General features: G+C 61.9%; 13 protein-coding genes. 6 read left to right on the top strand and 7 right to left on the bottom strand.

What is annotated here, in order from left to right; all coding sequences use genetic code 11:
* Nucleotides 1-41 precede the first annotated feature (41 nt).
* The 5 genes from JKL45_RS17910 to hydA are packed head-to-tail and all read left to right on the top strand — an operon-like array spanning nt 42 to nt 4,628.
* Nucleotides 42-713: an amino acid ABC transporter permease gene (locus JKL45_RS17910; RefSeq protein WP_190848763.1), complete on the top strand. Its 672-nt coding sequence runs from the start codon at nt 42-44 to the stop codon at nt 711-713.
* Complete coding sequence (locus JKL45_RS17905) at nt 713-1,444, top strand: amino acid ABC transporter ATP-binding protein (protein ID WP_210345822.1); 732 nt, start codon at nt 713-715, stop codon at nt 1,442-1,444. The genes JKL45_RS17910 and JKL45_RS17905 overlap by 1 nt, the downstream gene beginning before the upstream one ends.
* A gap of 12 nt (nt 1,445-1,456) precedes the next feature.
* Entirely contained in the window at nt 1,457-1,975 is a 519-nt protein-coding gene (locus JKL45_RS17900; protein WP_201862946.1) for an ureidoglycolate lyase, read from the top strand.
* An 8-nt stretch (nt 1,976-1,983) separates the two neighbouring features.
* Nucleotides 1,984-3,198 carry a cysteine desulfurase-like protein gene (locus tag JKL45_RS17895; RefSeq protein ID WP_201862945.1) on the top strand — a complete coding sequence of 405 codons (1,215 nt, stop codon included), beginning with the start codon at nt 1,984-1,986 and terminating at the stop codon, nt 3,196-3,198.
* An 11-nt stretch (nt 3,199-3,209) separates the two neighbouring features.
* Complete coding sequence (hydA, locus tag JKL45_RS17890) at nt 3,210-4,628, top strand: dihydropyrimidinase (protein ID WP_201862944.1); 1,419 nt, start codon at nt 3,210-3,212, stop codon at nt 4,626-4,628.
* A gap of 14 nt (nt 4,629-4,642) precedes the next feature.
* Here the strand turns inward: hydA and JKL45_RS17885 are convergent, their stop codons facing one another.
* From JKL45_RS17885 to JKL45_RS17855, 7 genes are all read right to left on the bottom strand, one after another.
* Nucleotides 4,643-5,884, bottom strand: a complete 1,242-nt coding sequence (locus tag JKL45_RS17885; RefSeq protein ID WP_201862943.1) for an MFS transporter — start codon at nt 5,882-5,884, stop codon at nt 4,643-4,645.
* A gap of 87 nt (nt 5,885-5,971) precedes the next feature.
* Nucleotides 5,972-7,426 carry an amidohydrolase family protein gene (locus JKL45_RS17880; protein WP_201862942.1) on the bottom strand — a complete coding sequence of 485 codons (1,455 nt, stop codon included), beginning with the start codon at nt 7,424-7,426 and terminating at the stop codon, nt 5,972-5,974.
* Between the two features lie 18 nt (nt 7,427-7,444).
* The gene (locus JKL45_RS17875) at nt 7,445-9,175 is read right to left on the bottom strand and encodes a dipeptide ABC transporter ATP-binding protein (RefSeq protein WP_201862941.1); all 1,731 of its coding nucleotides are present in this window, start codon (nt 9,173-9,175) and stop codon (nt 7,445-7,447) included.
* Entirely contained in the window at nt 9,172-10,086 is a 915-nt protein-coding gene (locus tag JKL45_RS17870; RefSeq protein WP_201862940.1) for an ABC transporter permease, read from the bottom strand. The genes JKL45_RS17875 and JKL45_RS17870 overlap by 4 nt, the downstream gene beginning before the upstream one ends.
* Nucleotides 10,083-11,054, bottom strand: a complete 972-nt coding sequence (locus JKL45_RS17865) for an ABC transporter permease (protein WP_201862939.1) — start codon at nt 11,052-11,054, stop codon at nt 10,083-10,085. Before JKL45_RS17865 ends, JKL45_RS17870 begins: the two co-directional genes overlap by 4 nt.
* A gap of 58 nt (nt 11,055-11,112) precedes the next feature.
* Complete coding sequence (locus JKL45_RS17860; protein WP_201862938.1) at nt 11,113-12,681, bottom strand: ABC transporter substrate-binding protein; 1,569 nt, start codon at nt 12,679-12,681, stop codon at nt 11,113-11,115.
* Between the two features lie 204 nt (nt 12,682-12,885).
* On the bottom strand, nt 12,886-13,593 hold the full coding sequence (locus tag JKL45_RS17855; RefSeq protein ID WP_201862937.1) for a GntR family transcriptional regulator: 708 nt from the start codon (nt 13,591-13,593) through the stop codon (nt 12,886-12,888).
* Between the two features lie 168 nt (nt 13,594-13,761).
* On the opposite strand from JKL45_RS17855, the gene JKL45_RS17850 reads away from it, so the two are divergent.
* On the top strand, nt 13,762-14,952 hold the full coding sequence (locus JKL45_RS17850) for an amidohydrolase family protein (protein ID WP_201862936.1): 1,191 nt from the start codon (nt 13,762-13,764) through the stop codon (nt 14,950-14,952).
* Nucleotides 14,953-15,552: the final 600 nt, after the last annotated feature.

Raw genomic sequence — 15,552 nt, 5'->3', positions numbered from 1 at the left:
GGACGCTCGGCATGGCCACGAATGTTGAGGCGCTGTCCATCATGTCCATCTTCGACACCTTCCTGAACTGGAAGGTTTTCGTCCAAACCCTTCCGCTTCTGCTCTCGGGCCTGACCACCACGCTGACCCTGGGAGTGACAGCCATCATCCTGGGCTTCATCGGCGGCTTGGTTCTCGCGCTGCTCCGGCTCTATGCCAGTTCACCCCTGAGGCAGATCGCCGTCGCCTACATCGACATCTTCCGCTCCATCCCGATCCTGGTGCTGCTCGTCGTCATCTACTATGCACTGCCTTTCGTCGGGCTGCGGCTTTCCTCCTTCGGTGCCGCCGCCTCGGCGTTGAGCCTCGTGTCTGCCGCCTATTCCGCTGAGATCTTCCGGGCCGGCATCGAGGCCGTGCCGAAGGGCCAGTTCGAGGCCGCCCGCGCTCTGGGCCTCAGCCCCTGGCGGCTCATGAGCGACGTGGTGCTGCCACAGGCACTGCGGATCGTGATCCCGCCGATCACGTCGAACTCGATCAACGTGATGAAGGACACGGCTCTCGCATCCGTGGTGGCGATGCCCGATCTGCTCAAGCAGGCCACCCAAGCGCAGGCGCTGGCGGCGAACCCGACACCCCTCATTAGTGCGGCCGTCATCTACATCCTGATACTGATGCCGCTCGTGCGCCTTGTCGGGGTTTTCGAAAAGCGACTAGCTGTGAGGGGACGATGATGCGCCCAATCATCGAGATGAAGAACGTCGTCAAGTCGTTCGGACATTTCAAGGCGCTGCATGGCGTCGACCTCCAGGTAAAAGAAGGCGAGATCGTCGTCGTCATCGGTCCGTCCGGCTCGGGCAAGTCAACGCTGATCCGCTGCATAAACCAGCTTGAGGAGCACAACGGCGGTGAGATCATCGTCGACGGAGCGGAGGTCGGCCACGGCCGCAAGAGCACCGTGCTCACCGAGGTGGGCATGGTGTTCCAGAGCTTCAACCTCTTTCCGCATATGTCCGTGCTCCGCAATGTTGCGCTTGGCCCCGTCCGCGTGCGGGGCCTGTCCTGGGCGGAAGCGGAGGAGCGCGCTCAGCGTCTTCTGACCCGTGTCGGGCTCGCGGATCAGGCGGCGAAATACCCGGCGCAACTCTCCGGCGGGCAGCAGCAGCGAGTCGGAATCGCCAGGGCACTCGCCATGGAGCCGAAGGTTTTGCTCTTCGACGAGCCGACCTCGGCGCTTGATCCGGAAATGGTGGGCGAGGTCCTGGACGTGATGCAGCAGCTTGCCAAGACCGGGGTCACCATGGTCGTCGTGACCCACGAGATGGGATTTGCCCGCAAGGTCGCCGACAGGGTGGTGTTCATGGATGGGGGGCGGATCGTCGAGGAGGGGCCTCCCGACGAGATCTTCAACACGCCACGCGATCCACGTCTCAGAAGCTTTCTTCAGGCCGTCTTGTCTCATTAGGCTTACACATCCGTGCAGACCCTGCTTCCCAAACGCCTGACGCCCTCAGCCTTCAGTCCCTTCGGCGAGGTGCTGTTCTTCGATCCAGATCGCAGCCGCTTGGTCAATGATGGACGGGCACTGCGTTTCGACACCGACACCCGCTTCGACCACGCAAGTCCTGATGGCGAGCCCGTGCTTTCGATCTACCGAGCCGAGGGTGGGCCTCTGCCGACGAGACTCGTGACCTTTGAGCGGCACCCGCTGTCGTCTCAGGCGTTCGTAGCACTCTCGGCCGAGTCCTTCCTGATCGTCGTCGCGCCCGAGGACCGAAAAGGGCTGCCTGATCTTGCCCGCGCCGAAGCATTCGTCGGACACCGGGGTGAGGGCGTCAACTACACCCGCAACCTCTGGCACGCTCCGATCGCGGCAATCGGCCCAGGCGGTGATTTTCTCATGTTCATGTGGGAAAGCGGCTCCTCCGTGGACTGCATTGTTCATCCGCTTCCAGAGCCGCTCGTTGTCGGCACATTCCAATCTCCTGCAGAGTAGGTGCATTCATGTCTCTCGATCTTGCCTTCGTTCGCTCCCAATTTCCCGCCCTAGCGGACGGGTTCGCGTATTTCGATAACGCGGGAGGCTCCCTTGTTCTGCGCAATGTCGCTGAGCGCGTTTCGGAATATCTCCTCACCACGAGCGTGCAGACCGGCGCCAGCTATGAGCATTCCCAACGGGCGACGAGCCGACTGATGGAGGCCCGCGCCAAGATCGCGCGGCTACTGGGGGCAGAGCGGGCGGAGGAGATTGTGCTGGGCCCCTCGACTACCGTCCTCGCCCAGTTTCTCAGCCGTGCCATGGAAGGCGGGCTCAAACCCGGCGACGAGATTGTCGTCACGAATTTCGATCACGAGTCGAATATCGGTCCCTGGCGCGCCCTGGAGAAGCGCGGCATCGTCATCAAGGAATGGTCCATCGACCGCGAGAGCTTCGAGATCGACCTGGATGAACTTGATCGCCTCATGACGGAGCGGACCCGGCTCGTGGCGGTGACCCATGCCTCAAATATTCTGGGCACCATCAATCCAATCAAGGAGATCGCACGCCGCGTCCACGAGCGTGGCGCCGAAATCGTCGTCGATGCCGTTGCCTATGCGCCTCATCGGGCCGTGAACGTGAGAGATCTCGATGTCGATTACTACATCTTCAGCTTCTACAAGACCTACGGTCCTCACTTCGCGGTGATGTACGGCAAGTATGAGAAGTTGCTCGAACTCGACGGGCTCTATCACTATTTCTACGGTCGCGAGAAGGTGCCGATGAAACTAGAGCCCGGCAATACCAACTATGAGCTCGCCTGGGGATCGGCTGGCATCGTCGATTACATCGACGCCCTTGGCGGGTCGACGGGGGACCGCGCTGCGATCGATCGTGCATTCGACAAGATCGCGTCGCATGAAACGCTTTTGGGAGAAAAACTTCTTACCTATCTGAGGGACCGCAACGACGTGAGGATCGTCGGGCGCCGCGACAGTGCCACGCAGCACCGCGTGCCGACCGTCGCTTTCAAGGTCGACGGGCGCGACTCGGCGGAAATCGTGCGTTCGACCGAAGCCGACCGGATCGGCATCCGCTTCGGTGATTTCCACTCCCGGCGGCTGATCGAACATTTGGGCCTCGCAGACCGCAATGGCGTAGTGCGCGTTTCCATGGTGCACTACAATACCCCCGAGGAAGTTGATCGGCTTATAGCGAGCCTCGACCGAGCGCTTGCCTGAGGATGGTGGAGATGGAGCTCGATCTTGCAATTCGCGGCGGCACCGTTGTCACGGCCTCCGACACGTTTCGCTGCGACGTTGGCGTCAGGGGCGAACGCATCGTCGTGCTGGGTGAGAGTCTTCGCGCTCCGAGAGAAATCGACGCCACCGGACTGCTCGTGCTCCCAGGAGGCATCGACAGCCATGTTCACATCGCTCAACCTTCCGGGCCCGGAATCGTCATGGCGGACGACTTCGCCTCTGCCACGGCCTCCGCTGCAGCCGGCGGCAACACAACGGTGCTTCCCTTTGCGCTCCAGCAGCGGGGCACGTCCCTGCGCGCCTGTGTCGAAGAGTATCGGCGGAAGGCCGAGAACGAGTGCTATGTCGACACGGCCTTCCACCTGATCATTTCCGATCCGACGCCTGAGGTTCTGGGGCAGGAACTCCCCGCGCTGCTCAAGGATGGCTATACGTCGTTCAAGGTTTTCATGACCTACGATGATCTCGTGCTCAAGGACAACGAACTTCTTGACGTGTTCGAGGTTGCCCGACGGGAGCGAGCCCTCGTAATGGTTCATGCCGAAGGCTATGATGCCATCCGCTACATGACCGAGCGCCTCGAAAGGGCGGGCCGGACTGCACCCTACTACCATGCAGTCTCCCGTCCCGAAATCGTGGAGCGCGAAGCAACCCATAGGGCGATCAGCCATGCGGAGCTTGTCGACGTGCCGATCATGATCGTGCATGTGTCCGGACGCGAGGCCATGGAGCAGATTCGCTGGGCGCAGTCCCGTGGCCTCAAGGTCTACGCCGAGACCTGTCCGCAATACATCACGCTCACCGCCGAGGACTTGCAGGGTCCGGACATGGACATGACTGGTGCAAAGTACGTCTGCTCGCCTCCGCCACGGGATACAGAGAGCCAGGCGGCCATCTGGGAAGGGCTGCGCAGCGGTGTGTTCCAGACGTTCTCGTCGGATCATTGCCCGTTCCGCTATGACAGCCCAGACGGCAAGCTCTACCCGAATGGCAGATCCTCTTTCCGGTGGGTGCCGAACGGCATTCCCGGCGTCGAGACCCGCCTGCCCATCCTGTTCTCGGAAGGTGTTTCTAAGGGCCGTATCTCCCTCAACCGCTTCGTGGAACTGACGGCCACCAATCACGCCAAGATCTACGGCCTCTATCCGCGCAAGGGCTCCATTGGCGTGGGCTTCGACGCGGATATCGTGCTGTGGGATCCGAATCGCCGTGAGATCATCCGCCAAGAGATCCTTCATCATGGGGCCGACTACACGCCGTGGGAAGGATTTGAGGTCACCGGTTGGCCGGTGACAACGCTGCTGCGCGGTCAAATCGTGGCCGAAGGCGGACGCATCGTCGGTGCAAAGGGGGCTGGCCGCATCCTCGCCCGAGACGTATCGGCTTATGCTGCGCCCGCCCAGGGCTGATAGAAGCGAGGCCGCTAGTCTTTCTTGAGATGCGGAAGCACATACGCGGGTGCTGCCGCTCGCAGGCCGGACCAGATGCAGCCCATCGTGATCGCGACAACGATGACGGCAGGGCCTAGAAATGGGTCCCGACCGTTGCGTAGCATACTGACTGCAAAGGGGCACAGGGACGCACCGAGATAGCCTATGCTCTGCGACATGCCCGACAGCATCCCCGTGACCTCCGCTGTCGGAGAGCGCAGCGAGATGAAAAGAAGTGCGAGGCCGAAGAGACCGCCCTGACCGAGGCCAAGGATGAGCGCCCACAGGAGGCGGGATTGGAGCGGCGCATAGAGCAGGCCGAGAAATCCCGTTCCGGTGGCCAGGAGAACCAGCAGGACCAGAAGGCGCGGTGACGCCCGTCGCGTGGCGAGCGAGGGCACGAGCAGCGCAGTGGCGGTCTGCGACAGGATCGAGACGGAAGTGACGATGCCGGCGTCCAGCACATCGAGCCCTCGATCACGCAGCAGCGTCGGCAGCCAGCCGAGCACAATGAAGGCCAGGCCTGCCTGCAGTCCCATGAAGGCCGTGACCGACCAGGCTAGGCGGTCACGCAGGAGAAGCGCGAAACGCGGTAGGGGCGCAGTGCCAACGGAGGAAGGTTCGGCCGCGGCCAGGGCACTCCACATGATGCCGCCGGCCAATGCAAGAAGGCTCCAGCACGCCAGGGCCAGGGTCCAGGAGCGCCACGCCCCTTCGAGAAGCGGCGTCAGTCCCGCAGCGCTGGCTCCGCCGACGCTGAGGATCATCGTGTAAAGACCTGTCATCAAGCCGATCCGCTCGGGAAAACGCCGTCGGATTACCACCGGCAAGAGCACGCCCGCCATGCCTATAGCTGCTCCTGCCACGAGGGTGCCCGTGAACAGGGCGAGACTTGCCGGTACAGCGCGAAGGGCAAGCCCAGCCGCAAGGCATATGAGCAGGATCGCGATCGTCCGTTCGAGGCCAAGCCTGGCGGAGAGGAGCGGTGCGAGCGGACCAAACGCGCCGAAGCAAAGCACAGGCATGGTGGTCAAAACGCCAATCCACACATCGCCGAGTCCAAGGCTCGCCTGAATCTCGGCCAGCATGGTCGCAGCGGATGTGAGGGCAGGGCGAAGGTTGAGCGCCGCCACCATGATGCAGGCCACGACGAAGCCAGCGAGGGCAGACCCGGACCGCATGCTGCTGCGGGGCGTCTGCACCTCGTTCGTCTTCCGCTCGTGTACAGTCAGCATTCCTTGTCCTTCCATCCGCGTGGAAGCGGTTGGCACAATGATCGTGACAATAGTGGACTGGGTAGGAGCCCGCCGCGCTCCGGCTCATCAACCTTCGATCTGGTCGGTTGCCCTCACGTGGCGCCAGAACATCTTCGGCGTTTCGAGCATGTACCGGAAGCCGGTGCGGTCGAGCATGGCCTCGGTCTCGCGCTGAGCCTCGTCGAGGATCTCATCTTCATCGACAAAGACGGCCTCGCGATTTTGCAGGGCAATTCGGCCATCGACGATGACGGTGTCGACATCATTGCCATTAGCGAAATAAATCAGCCGGAAGACAGCCATGTTGAGCGGGTAGAGATGGGGCCGCCTCAGGTCAAGCAGCACCACGTCCGCCTTCTTGCCGACTTCAAGGGAGCCGATATCCTTCTCCATCCCGAGCGCCTTGGCGGCATCAATGGTGCACATCTCCAGCACGCGCCCTGGCGGCAGCCAGGTGGGGTCTTTGAAATACGTCCGGTGGTAGTGCATGCATTGTTGCATGTGCCGGAACATGTCGCCGGAGCGGTCCGGGGCAGTCGCATCGGAACCGAGGCAGACATTGGCGCCGGCCTCCAAGAGTTCGGGAACCGGGCAGCGGCCGAGGATTGAGGCAATCGCGCTTGGGTTGTGAGCGATGTTCGTTCCGGTGTCGGCGACGATCCGGATCTCATCCTCCGTAAGATTAGTGGAATGCGACAAGAGAGCGTTCGGCCCCAGGATGCCGAGCTCATTGGCATAGGCGACGCTGCCTTTGGTATGTCCGTCCTGGGTGAAGACGAGGCCGGCCTCGCGGGCGAGATCCGCGGTCATGCGGGCCTGACGGATGGCTTCCTCAAGGTTCGCCTGCCCAAGCTCTTCGACATGCTCAGCGCGAAGGGTCGGCGTGATGAGCGCGATATTCAGGCGGCCGCCTTCTTTGCCGTGCCAGGTTCTGATGAGGGAGAGACACGTTTCGAACTGCTCTTCGAACGTGACGGACCGCTCGACGGCCTTTCCATCGACGAAACGCGCATAGGTGCGGGGATGAGGTGGGCGGGTCGGCCCGACGGCGACGACAGAACGGGTTCCGACTTCCCGCACGCCTTCACAATGAGCATCACCGTACATGGGCTCATCGGTACGAAGAATCGTATCGCCACCGCCCAGCAGGGAAACTCCCGTGGTCACGCCGAAGCGTAGACGCTCGAGCGCTGCGAGACGCGATTCCGCGCGCCAGAACTCGGGTGTCGAAGCCACCGTATACGCTTGGTGGCAGGCTTCGTACCAAGCGTTGCTATCACCTCCCCCCATGGTTTTGATCAGGCCGTGACCCGCATGGGCATGCCCATCGATCAGGCCGGGCATGACGATCTTACGGCTGGCGTCGATCATCGTGGGCGCCTGATGGGCCTCCAGCACCTCCTCGGTCGTCCCGACTGCGACGATCCGATCCTTTTCGATGGCGACGGCACCGTTCTCGATGACCCTGCGTTGCGGGTCCATCGTCACGACGATGCCGTTGGTGATGATGATGTCGGCCATGCGGTACACTCCGGTCGGTCAGGCGGCTTGGGTTTCGCCGCGAATGCGGTCGAGGGTCGGAACAAGCGACAGCAGTTCCTGCGTGTAGGGATGCTGCGGCTTGTCGAAGAGAGTTTCGGAATCGGCCTGCTCCAGGAGCTGCCCCTGTCTCATCACGGCCACGCGATCGCACATCTGCCGCACCACGGCGAGGTCGTGGCTGATGAGCAGGAGGGTCAGGCCAGTGGCATCGCGCAAATCCTTCAGCAGGTTCAGGATCTGAGCCTGCACCGACACGTCCAGGGACGAGGTCGGCTCATCGCAGACGATCAGCTTGGGTCGCGCCCCGAGCGCCCGCGCGATCGACAGGCGTTGCCTCTGACCGCCCGAGAATGCATGCGGGAAACGCTGGGAGGCATCCGCGTCCAAGCCGACGGCTTCGATCAGACGCGTGACGTCGGTCTCTGCCTCGGCGCGGGAGGTGGCGAGACGGTAGAAGAGGATCGGCTCCGATAGGATCGAACCGATGCGCATCCGGCTGTTGAGAGAGGAATAGGGATCCTGGAAGATCATTTGAATCGCTTGGCGCAGCGGCCCGACCCGGCGGGTCGCGCCTTCGCCAGCGATGCTCTGCCCCCGGTAGAGCACACGGCCCGCACTGGGACGCACCAGCCCTGACACGACGTTGGCGATCGTAGTCTTGCCGCAGCCGGATTCACCGACGAGCCCGAACACTTCGCCGCTTCGGAGGGAGAAGGAGACATCGTCAACCGCGCGGAAGCGATGGCCTGTCGAGCCCGGAAGCCAACCACTGGTGGTGTAATCGACGCACAGGTTCTCGATCGAGAGGATAGGGGTCTCGTCGGCATTGGCCTCAGAGCGCCCGGCCTTCGCGCGCAGTTCCGCACGGGCGCTCTCCGCGCGCCCCTTACCCTCGTCGCCGAGGACTGGGAAGCGGTCGAGGCGCTGGTCGATGCGTGGGACGGCGCCGATCAGCGCCCTGGCATAGGCTGCCTTGGGATGGCGCAAAACCTCTTGCGTCGATCCGGTCTCGACCACCTTGCCCCGATGCATGATGGTGACATGGTCGGCAATCTGGGCGACGACGCCCATATTGTGCGTGACGAGCAGGATGCCGATGCCGCGGCTGTCGGCCAGGTCACGCAGGAGCTTGAGGATCTGCGCCTGCACCGAGACGTCAAGCGCCGTCGTCGGTTCATCCGCGACTACGAGCTTGGGATTGCATGACAAGGCGGCCGCGATCACGACGCGCTGGCGCTGGCCGCCGGACAATTGGTGGGGATACGCCTTGAGGCGTCGCTTCGGCTCGGGGATTCCGACGGATTCGAGGAGTTCCAGTGCGCGCGACCGCGCATCTCCCTTGTCAAGCTTGAGGTGAAAGCGCATCGCCTCCGTGAGTTGGCTCTCTACCGCGAAGAGTGGATTCAGACTCGTCATCGGATCCTGAAAGATGGCTCCGACATCGCGGCCGAGCACGATGCCGGTTGCCGAACCCTTGACAGCATCGAACTTCTTGCCATCGATATGGATGCTGCCGGCGGCAACGCGTCCGGGCTTCTCGAGCAGCCCCATCACCGTGTTGCCGATGGTCGTCTTCCCGGCGCCGGATTCCCCCACCAGCGCATGGATCTCGCCTGGTTGGATGACGAGAGACGCGTTCTCGACGGCGGTGAAGACGCTGCCATTGGCGAGGGGATATTCGACCCGCAGGCCGTCGATAGCGAGAGCGGGAGCGGATTGCGCGTTCATCGTTTCACCCTCAGCTTGGGATTGAAGCGATCGCGGAGCCAGTCGCCGACGATGTTGACGGCTAGCACAAGGATCACAAGGGCAAGAGCCGGGAATAGGGCGATCCACCAGATCCCCGAGAAGACGAACTCGTTGCCGATTCGGATGAGCGTGCCGAGCGAGGGATAGGTGGGGGGCATCCCGACCCCGAGGAAGGACAAGGTCGCCTCGGTGAGCACGGCCGCCGCCAGATTGATGGTGGAAATGACGAGGACAGGGCTCATCACATTCGGCAGGATATGCCGCAGCATGATACGCCAAGGCGGCAGGCCGATAACTTTGGCCGCCCGGACATAATCCTTCGCCGTCTCGACCATGGTGGCGGCGCGAACGGTTCGGGCGTACTGCACCCATTCATGGATGGCGATGGCGCAGATCAGGATGACCGGCGCCCATTCCGCCGTCGCCGCGCCGGGAATGAGCGCCCGCGCGATGCCGCTCACCAGGAGCGCAAGCAAGATCGTAGGAAAGCTCAAGATCACATCGGCGATCCGCATGATCAAGGCATCGACCTTGCCGCCGAAATAGCCGGCAAGCAGGCCCAGAGAGACGCCGAGGGTGGCTGCGAGCAGGACCGCACCGCCGCCGATGGCGATGGAGACGCGCGCACCGTAGAGCATGGCCGAGAGCAGATCGCGGCCTTGGTTGTCCGTGCCGAGAAGAAAGTTCGGATCGCCATCGGCCGTGAAGGCAGGCGGCAGCTCGGCATTGATGAGCTCGAACGACGAGAGGTCCGTTGGGTCGTAAGGCGCGATCCAGGAAGCGAGCAGCGCGCAGGCCACAAGGATCAAAGCCAGGGCTCCAGCGACGATCGCCGAGGGTGGGGCGCCCAGTCGCATGAACAGGCCAGGAGTGGGAGCGAGCGTTTTCATGCGGACCTCGCGCGAAGACGGGGATCAACGACGGCGTAGAGAATGTCGACGACGGTGTTGATGAGGACGAAAAGCAGACCGACGAAGAGCAGATAGGCCGCCATGACGGGAATATCGACGAAGCTCACGGCCTGGATGAAGAGAAGGCCCATGCCCGGCCATTGGAAGACTGTCTCGGTCACGATTGCGAAGGCGATGAGCGAGCCGATCTGGAGGCCCGTGACCGTGATGACCGGCATGAGCGCGTTTCTCAAGGCGAGCCGGAAGTGGATATAGCGGGTCGGCAATCCTCGGGCCTTGGCGAAACGGATGTAATCGCTCGACAGAACATCGATCATCTCGGCTCTCACCAGACGCATGATGAGGGTAAGCTGGTAGAGAGCGAGCGTAATGCCGGGCAGGATGAACGATTTCAGACCGCTGATTGTCAGAAAGCCCGTCGACCACCAGCCGAGATCGACCACTTGGCCGCGTCCGAAGGAGGGCAGCCAGCCGAGAGACACGGCGAAGACGAGAATAAGCACGATGCCCGTCACGAAGGTCGGTGTCGAGATGCCGACGAGAGAGAGGGCTTGCACCAGCCGCGCGGCGACGCCATCCGGCTTAAGCGCACACAGCACACCGAGTGGAATGCCGAGAGCGAGCGACAGGATCGTCGCAACGATCACGAGTTCCAGCGTTGCGGGAAGCCGTTCTGCGATCAGCTCCGTCACGGGACGCTGATTGCGGTAGCTGATGCCGAGATCGCCGCTGAGGGTGCGGGTCAGGAAGCGGCCGTACTGGACCACCAGCGGCTGATCGAGACCGAGGGAGCGCCGGAGTTCCGCCTTCTCCTCTACGGAGGCGTTTTCGCGCGACATGGTCGCTACGGGGTCGCCGACATATCGGAACATCACGAAGGACACGGCCGACACGACGAGCATAACAAGGGCGGCTTGGCCCAGCCGGGAGAGGAGGACTTTGAACATGACCGTTTCCCCGGCGGCTCGCCGCAATCGGACGAGCCGCTCGTCTCCTGCTGCAGGTTTACTTGACGGTGGCGAACCACAGGCGGACGTATTCGTCCGGGAACTGCGGGACCTCGACGCCGTCTCGGACAGCCCAGGCCACGGGCTGCTGATGGAGTGGAATGTAGGCAACTGTATCGCGCGCGACCTTGAGCGCCTCGGCGAGCATGTCGCGGCGCCTGGCTTCATCGAGCTCGACGGCGGCCTTGCGTGTCAGCTCCTCGATCTTGGGATTGCTGTATTTGCCGGCATTGGAGCCGCCATATCCGTCCTTCTGCTCCGTGAGCAGGGATGAGAGCACGCTGAACCCATCCATCGGCGGCAGGGTCGCCCAGCCGACCATGGACACATCGAACTCGCCGCGGTCCTGACGCGGGAAGTATGTCGCCCGGGACTCGGTCTGGAGTTCTGCCTGGATGCCGACCTTCGCCCACATGGATGCAATCGCGACGCAGGTCTGCTCGTCGTTGATGTAGCGATCGTTCGGGCAGTTCAGCTTGGTCTTGAAGCCGTTCGGAAAGCCGGCCTCCGCGAGGAGCTCTTTCGCCTTGCTCTGGTCATAGGCGAGCGGCGTATCGTTGTCCTTTGCGTAGCCGGGCACGGGCGGAGCGACGAGCGTGCCGGTATTGCGCGACTTGTCGCGCATCACGCGTTTCTTGATCGTGTCGAGGTCGATGGCATGCCACATGGCCTGACGCACCTTGACGTCGAGCAGCGGGTTCTTCTGTCCGGGCATCGCTTTTAGCTCGGGACGGAAGTTGAGCGAAAGCATGATCAGGCGTAGAGACGGCTCCTCGATGACCTTGAAGCCTTGGGACGACGAGATGCGCTGGAGATCCTGGAGAGGCGCGGGCGCGATCAGATCCAGCTCGCCCGACAGCAGGGCGGCAACGCGCGTGGCGTCCGACTTCACCGGTTTGAACTCGATGCGGGTGAGGTTGTGCTGGGGCTTGTCCCACCAATCGGGATTGACCACGAAGGTCGTGCCGGCGTCGGGCTTGTAGGATTCAACCTTGAAGGGCCCCGTGCCGATGGCATTGGTCGATGCCGCGGTGGTAACGCCGGTTGCGATATTGCCAGGCTTCAGGGCGCCGTTAACCTCCATCCATTCCTTGTCGAGGATGTAGATGCCGGCGAGATCGTTGAGAAGAAGCGGGTAAGGGCCGTTGGTGACGATATCGACCGTGAAGTCGTCGACCTTTTCTGCCTTGACCACCGTTGCGAGGTTGCCGCGGGCCCGGGCGCCGGGATCGAGAATGCGGCTGATTGAGGCGACTACGTCGTCTGCCGTGAAGGGGTTGCCGTTATGGAACTTCACGTTCCGGCGCAGCTCGAAACGCCAGGTATCGGGCTTCACCGTCTTCCAACTCATCGCCAGCGCAGGCTCCAGCTCAAGAGTCCGGCCGCGACGCACCAGCGGGTCGAAGACATGGTGCAGCATGCTCGTCGTGAAGCTTTCCGTATGCGCATACGGGTCTAGCGTCGTGATGTCGGTAGGCGAGGCCCACCTCAGGGTCTTGGCGTCGGCCGGCATTCCGACAAGGGTACTGGCGGCAACAGTCAGGCTGGCGGCAAGTTTGGCTCTCATCGTGACCTCCACAATCCTTTGGAATGGATTTTTATTGGATACAATAAAAGAAAAAGTTGCATACAAAACTAGGAGCGTCAATTCCGCCTTTGATTGAAATTTCATCTTCTCTGAGCAAAACATAGGCGCTGGAGGGCCGATGCCGGCGCTCAGGGGATAGGTTTCATTGTGAAACGATTGTGTGGCGGACGCTTAGCTAGGCCGTCAGGAAGCGTAGCGGTCCAGAATGGACCGGATATCGCGATGCTTGTCAGAGGTGGAGGATAGGAGAGCTCTGTCCGCTACCGCTTTGAGGTGGTGATCCATCGCGTCAATAGCCGCTTGGCCATCCCCCTGTCGCAGGGCATCGATGATCTGCTGGTGCTCATTTATCGAGCAATCGGAGGAATGAGGCCGGCTATAGAGCGCGAGGATCAGCGAGCTGCGGGAAACCACCTCATCGACATACCGCGCGAGAACCTTGTTGCCCGAAAGGGAGGCTAGGAGAATGTGAAATTCTCCTGCCAGCCGAATGGCGGCGGAGCCGTCATGGATATTGGCTTTAGTTTCCAACTCAACATGCCGTTGGAGGCTCTCCATATCATCTTCGGTGACTTTTTCTGCAAGCCGGGCAATGACTTGGCGTTCCAGGCACATTCGCGTCTCGAAAACGTCCTGTGCCTCCGACAGGCTCGGTTGCGCGATGGTCGCGCCCTTGTTCGGCTGCATATCGACGAGGCCCTCGGCATACAGGCGCGCAAGAACAGTCCTGACGATAGTCCGGCTGACGCCGAACCGATCGCCGATCACATCCTCGGTCAGCTTGTCTCCCGGCATTAAGGCTTGCTCGATGATTGCGCGGCGAAGCCCACCATAAACAAAGTCGCTTCGGCTGCCTGGGGCTGATTTAGGTTTTCTGAGGGGAGGGGTCATCGGTTCTTACGAATGGGTTCGGGCAATGAACTATGTTCCACAAATCAACTGACTCAGGAAGGCGAAACTCGTTGGCATTTCGTATGCATTATTGTATACAAACAAATCGGTACGGCAATATGTTCTGACAATGCTGTTCTGGTTCGGACCCGAAGGGGGAGGATGCTCGTGAACAACTTGGTGATCCGCAATGTGCGTCCGATGGGCGGAGAGACGACTTCTATTGCAATCCGCGACGGGCGGATCGCAAGTTATGGCGAGGATGTCCAGGATAGCCAGGAGAGCCTCGACGGCGGCGGAGCGATCCTGATTCCCGGTCTCGTCGAAGCCCATACGCATATGGACAAGACCCTCCTCGGTATGGGCTGGTACCGCAACGAGGTGGGGCCACGCCTTATCGACAAGATCGAGAACGAGCGAATGCAGCGGCGGGTCCTCGGCATCGATCCCGCCCGCCAATCCGCCTGGCAGACCGTGCTCGCCGCCTCCCTCGGCACGACGCATATCCGGACCCATGTGGATGTGGATACGGAGGTCGGCGTCGCCGGCATTGAGGGCGTTCTGGAAACCCGGGAGCGCTATCGGAACATGGTTGATATCGAGCTCGTCGCCTTCCCGCAGAGCGGCATGCTCATTCGGTCCGGTACCGTCGAACTGATGGAGAGGGCGCTTCAACTCGGCGCCCAGGTCGTCGGCGGGCTCGACCCTGCAGGGATTGATCGCGATCCGAAGGGGCATCTCGATGTCGTCTTCGATCTTGCCGACCGCTATGGCGTCCCGGTCGACATCCATCTCCATGAGCCGGCGGAGCTGGGAGCCTTCTCTATGGAGCTCATCATCGAACGCACAAAGGTTCTGGGCCTTCAGGGCAAGGTGACGATCAGCCATGCGTTCTGCCTGGGCATGACCGATCAGGATTATGTCGCCGCGCTGATCGACGCATTGGCTCAGGCACAGATTCACATTCTCACGACAGCCCCTGCCTCGAGACCGGCCCCTGCCGTCAAGCGGCTCGTTGAGGCAGGCATCGTGGTCGCAGCGGGCACTGACGGCGTGCGCGACACCTGGGGACCCTACAACAATCCCGACATGCTGGAGAGGGCCGTTCTCGTCGGCCTGCGCAATAATCTGCGTCGCGACGATGAGGTCGCTCTGGCGCTCGACACCTGCACCTTTGGCGGTGCGCGGATGATGGGTCTCAATGATTACGGCCTGGATCTCGGCTGCAAGGCGGATCTCGTCCTGCTCGACGGCGAAACCCTGGCGGAGGCCGTCGTAGACCGACGTCCACGCAGAATGGTAGTCAAGGGCGGGAAGGTGATCGCTCGTGATGGCACTGCGTTGGTCGCTGCCCCTTGATCCTCGTCGATGGCCTTAAGCGAACGAGACCCGCGGCTCTGAGAAGTATGAATGTCTCCTTTTGGCAGATCTGAGACCTAAGGCCTTGGTCAGGTTAGAGGCGTAAAGCGGACATCTGAAAGGACGAAGAATTTCCCTTGCTCCGCCTTCCTTCAGAGGCCTGTGGTAGTGTCAATCCACTTACCAAGTAGATCAGCAGCTTCGGTCCTAACTTGAAGGGGCTCCTCAGAACACACAGAGGGCTATTTCGTGAGCCCCCGTATGATTGCGGTCAGCTCAAGGCCTGCTCGCCGGGTTGAGTCGCTGTCGTAATGCTCGTCCCCGACACGCGCGCTGTTGTGTTGCAGTACCCCTTGCGTGAGGCCGCGATGCTCCCCGCCAGTGTACGTCACAGTTGTTCTTACGGCGCGGCGGAACGCATGCGGGCTCAGCCGGACCCCTATCGTGGCTTCGACGGTGTCAGTAATAGCAGCACCAACAGCCGAGTAGGTGAGGGGCACCCCCGTGACTGCGATCCACAACGGGCCTGATATGTCCTCTAATGAGCAGTCCGGACGGGATCGCGTAGCTTCCGCCTCTTCACAATCAGACATGGCAGCC

The organism is Microvirga soli, from assembly GCF_016734765.1.
Classification (GTDB): Bacteria; Pseudomonadota; Alphaproteobacteria; order Rhizobiales; family Beijerinckiaceae; genus Microvirga; species Microvirga soli.
This window is presented reverse-complemented; position numbering and strand designations above follow the sequence as displayed.

What these genes read in the sequence shown, in the direction of transcription:
- JKL45_RS17910 (WP_190848763.1), top strand. Translation starts at nt 42, where the DNA reads ATGTCCATCTTCGACACCTTCCTGAACTGGAAGGTTTTCGTCCAAACC.
- JKL45_RS17905 (WP_210345822.1), top strand. Translation starts at nt 713, where the DNA reads ATGCGCCCAATCATCGAGATGAAGAACGTCGTCAAGTCGTTCGGACAT.
- JKL45_RS17895 (WP_201862945.1), top strand. Translation starts at nt 1,984, where the DNA reads ATGTCTCTCGATCTTGCCTTCGTTCGCTCCCAATTTCCCGCCCTAGCG.
- hydA (WP_201862944.1), top strand. Translation starts at nt 3,210, where the DNA reads ATGGAGCTCGATCTTGCAATTCGCGGCGGCACCGTTGTCACGGCCTCC.
- JKL45_RS17885 (WP_201862943.1), bottom strand. Translation starts at nt 5,884, where the DNA reads ATGCTGACTGTACACGAGCGGAAGACGAACGAGGTGCAGACGCCCCGC.
- JKL45_RS17880 (WP_201862942.1), bottom strand. Translation starts at nt 7,426, where the DNA reads ATGGCCGACATCATCATCACCAACGGCATCGTCGTGACGATGGACCCG.
- JKL45_RS17875 (WP_201862941.1), bottom strand. Translation starts at nt 9,175, where the DNA reads ATGAACGCGCAATCCGCTCCCGCTCTCGCTATCGACGGCCTGCGGGTC.
- JKL45_RS17870 (WP_201862940.1), bottom strand. Translation starts at nt 10,086, where the DNA reads ATGAAAACGCTCGCTCCCACTCCTGGCCTGTTCATGCGACTGGGCGCC.
- JKL45_RS17865 (WP_201862939.1), bottom strand. Translation starts at nt 11,054, where the DNA reads ATGTTCAAAGTCCTCCTCTCCCGGCTGGGCCAAGCCGCCCTTGTTATG.
- JKL45_RS17860 (WP_201862938.1), bottom strand. Translation starts at nt 12,681, where the DNA reads ATGAGAGCCAAACTTGCCGCCAGCCTGACTGTTGCCGCCAGTACCCTT.
- JKL45_RS17855 (WP_201862937.1), bottom strand. Translation starts at nt 13,593, where the DNA reads ATGACCCCTCCCCTCAGAAAACCTAAATCAGCCCCAGGCAGCCGAAGC.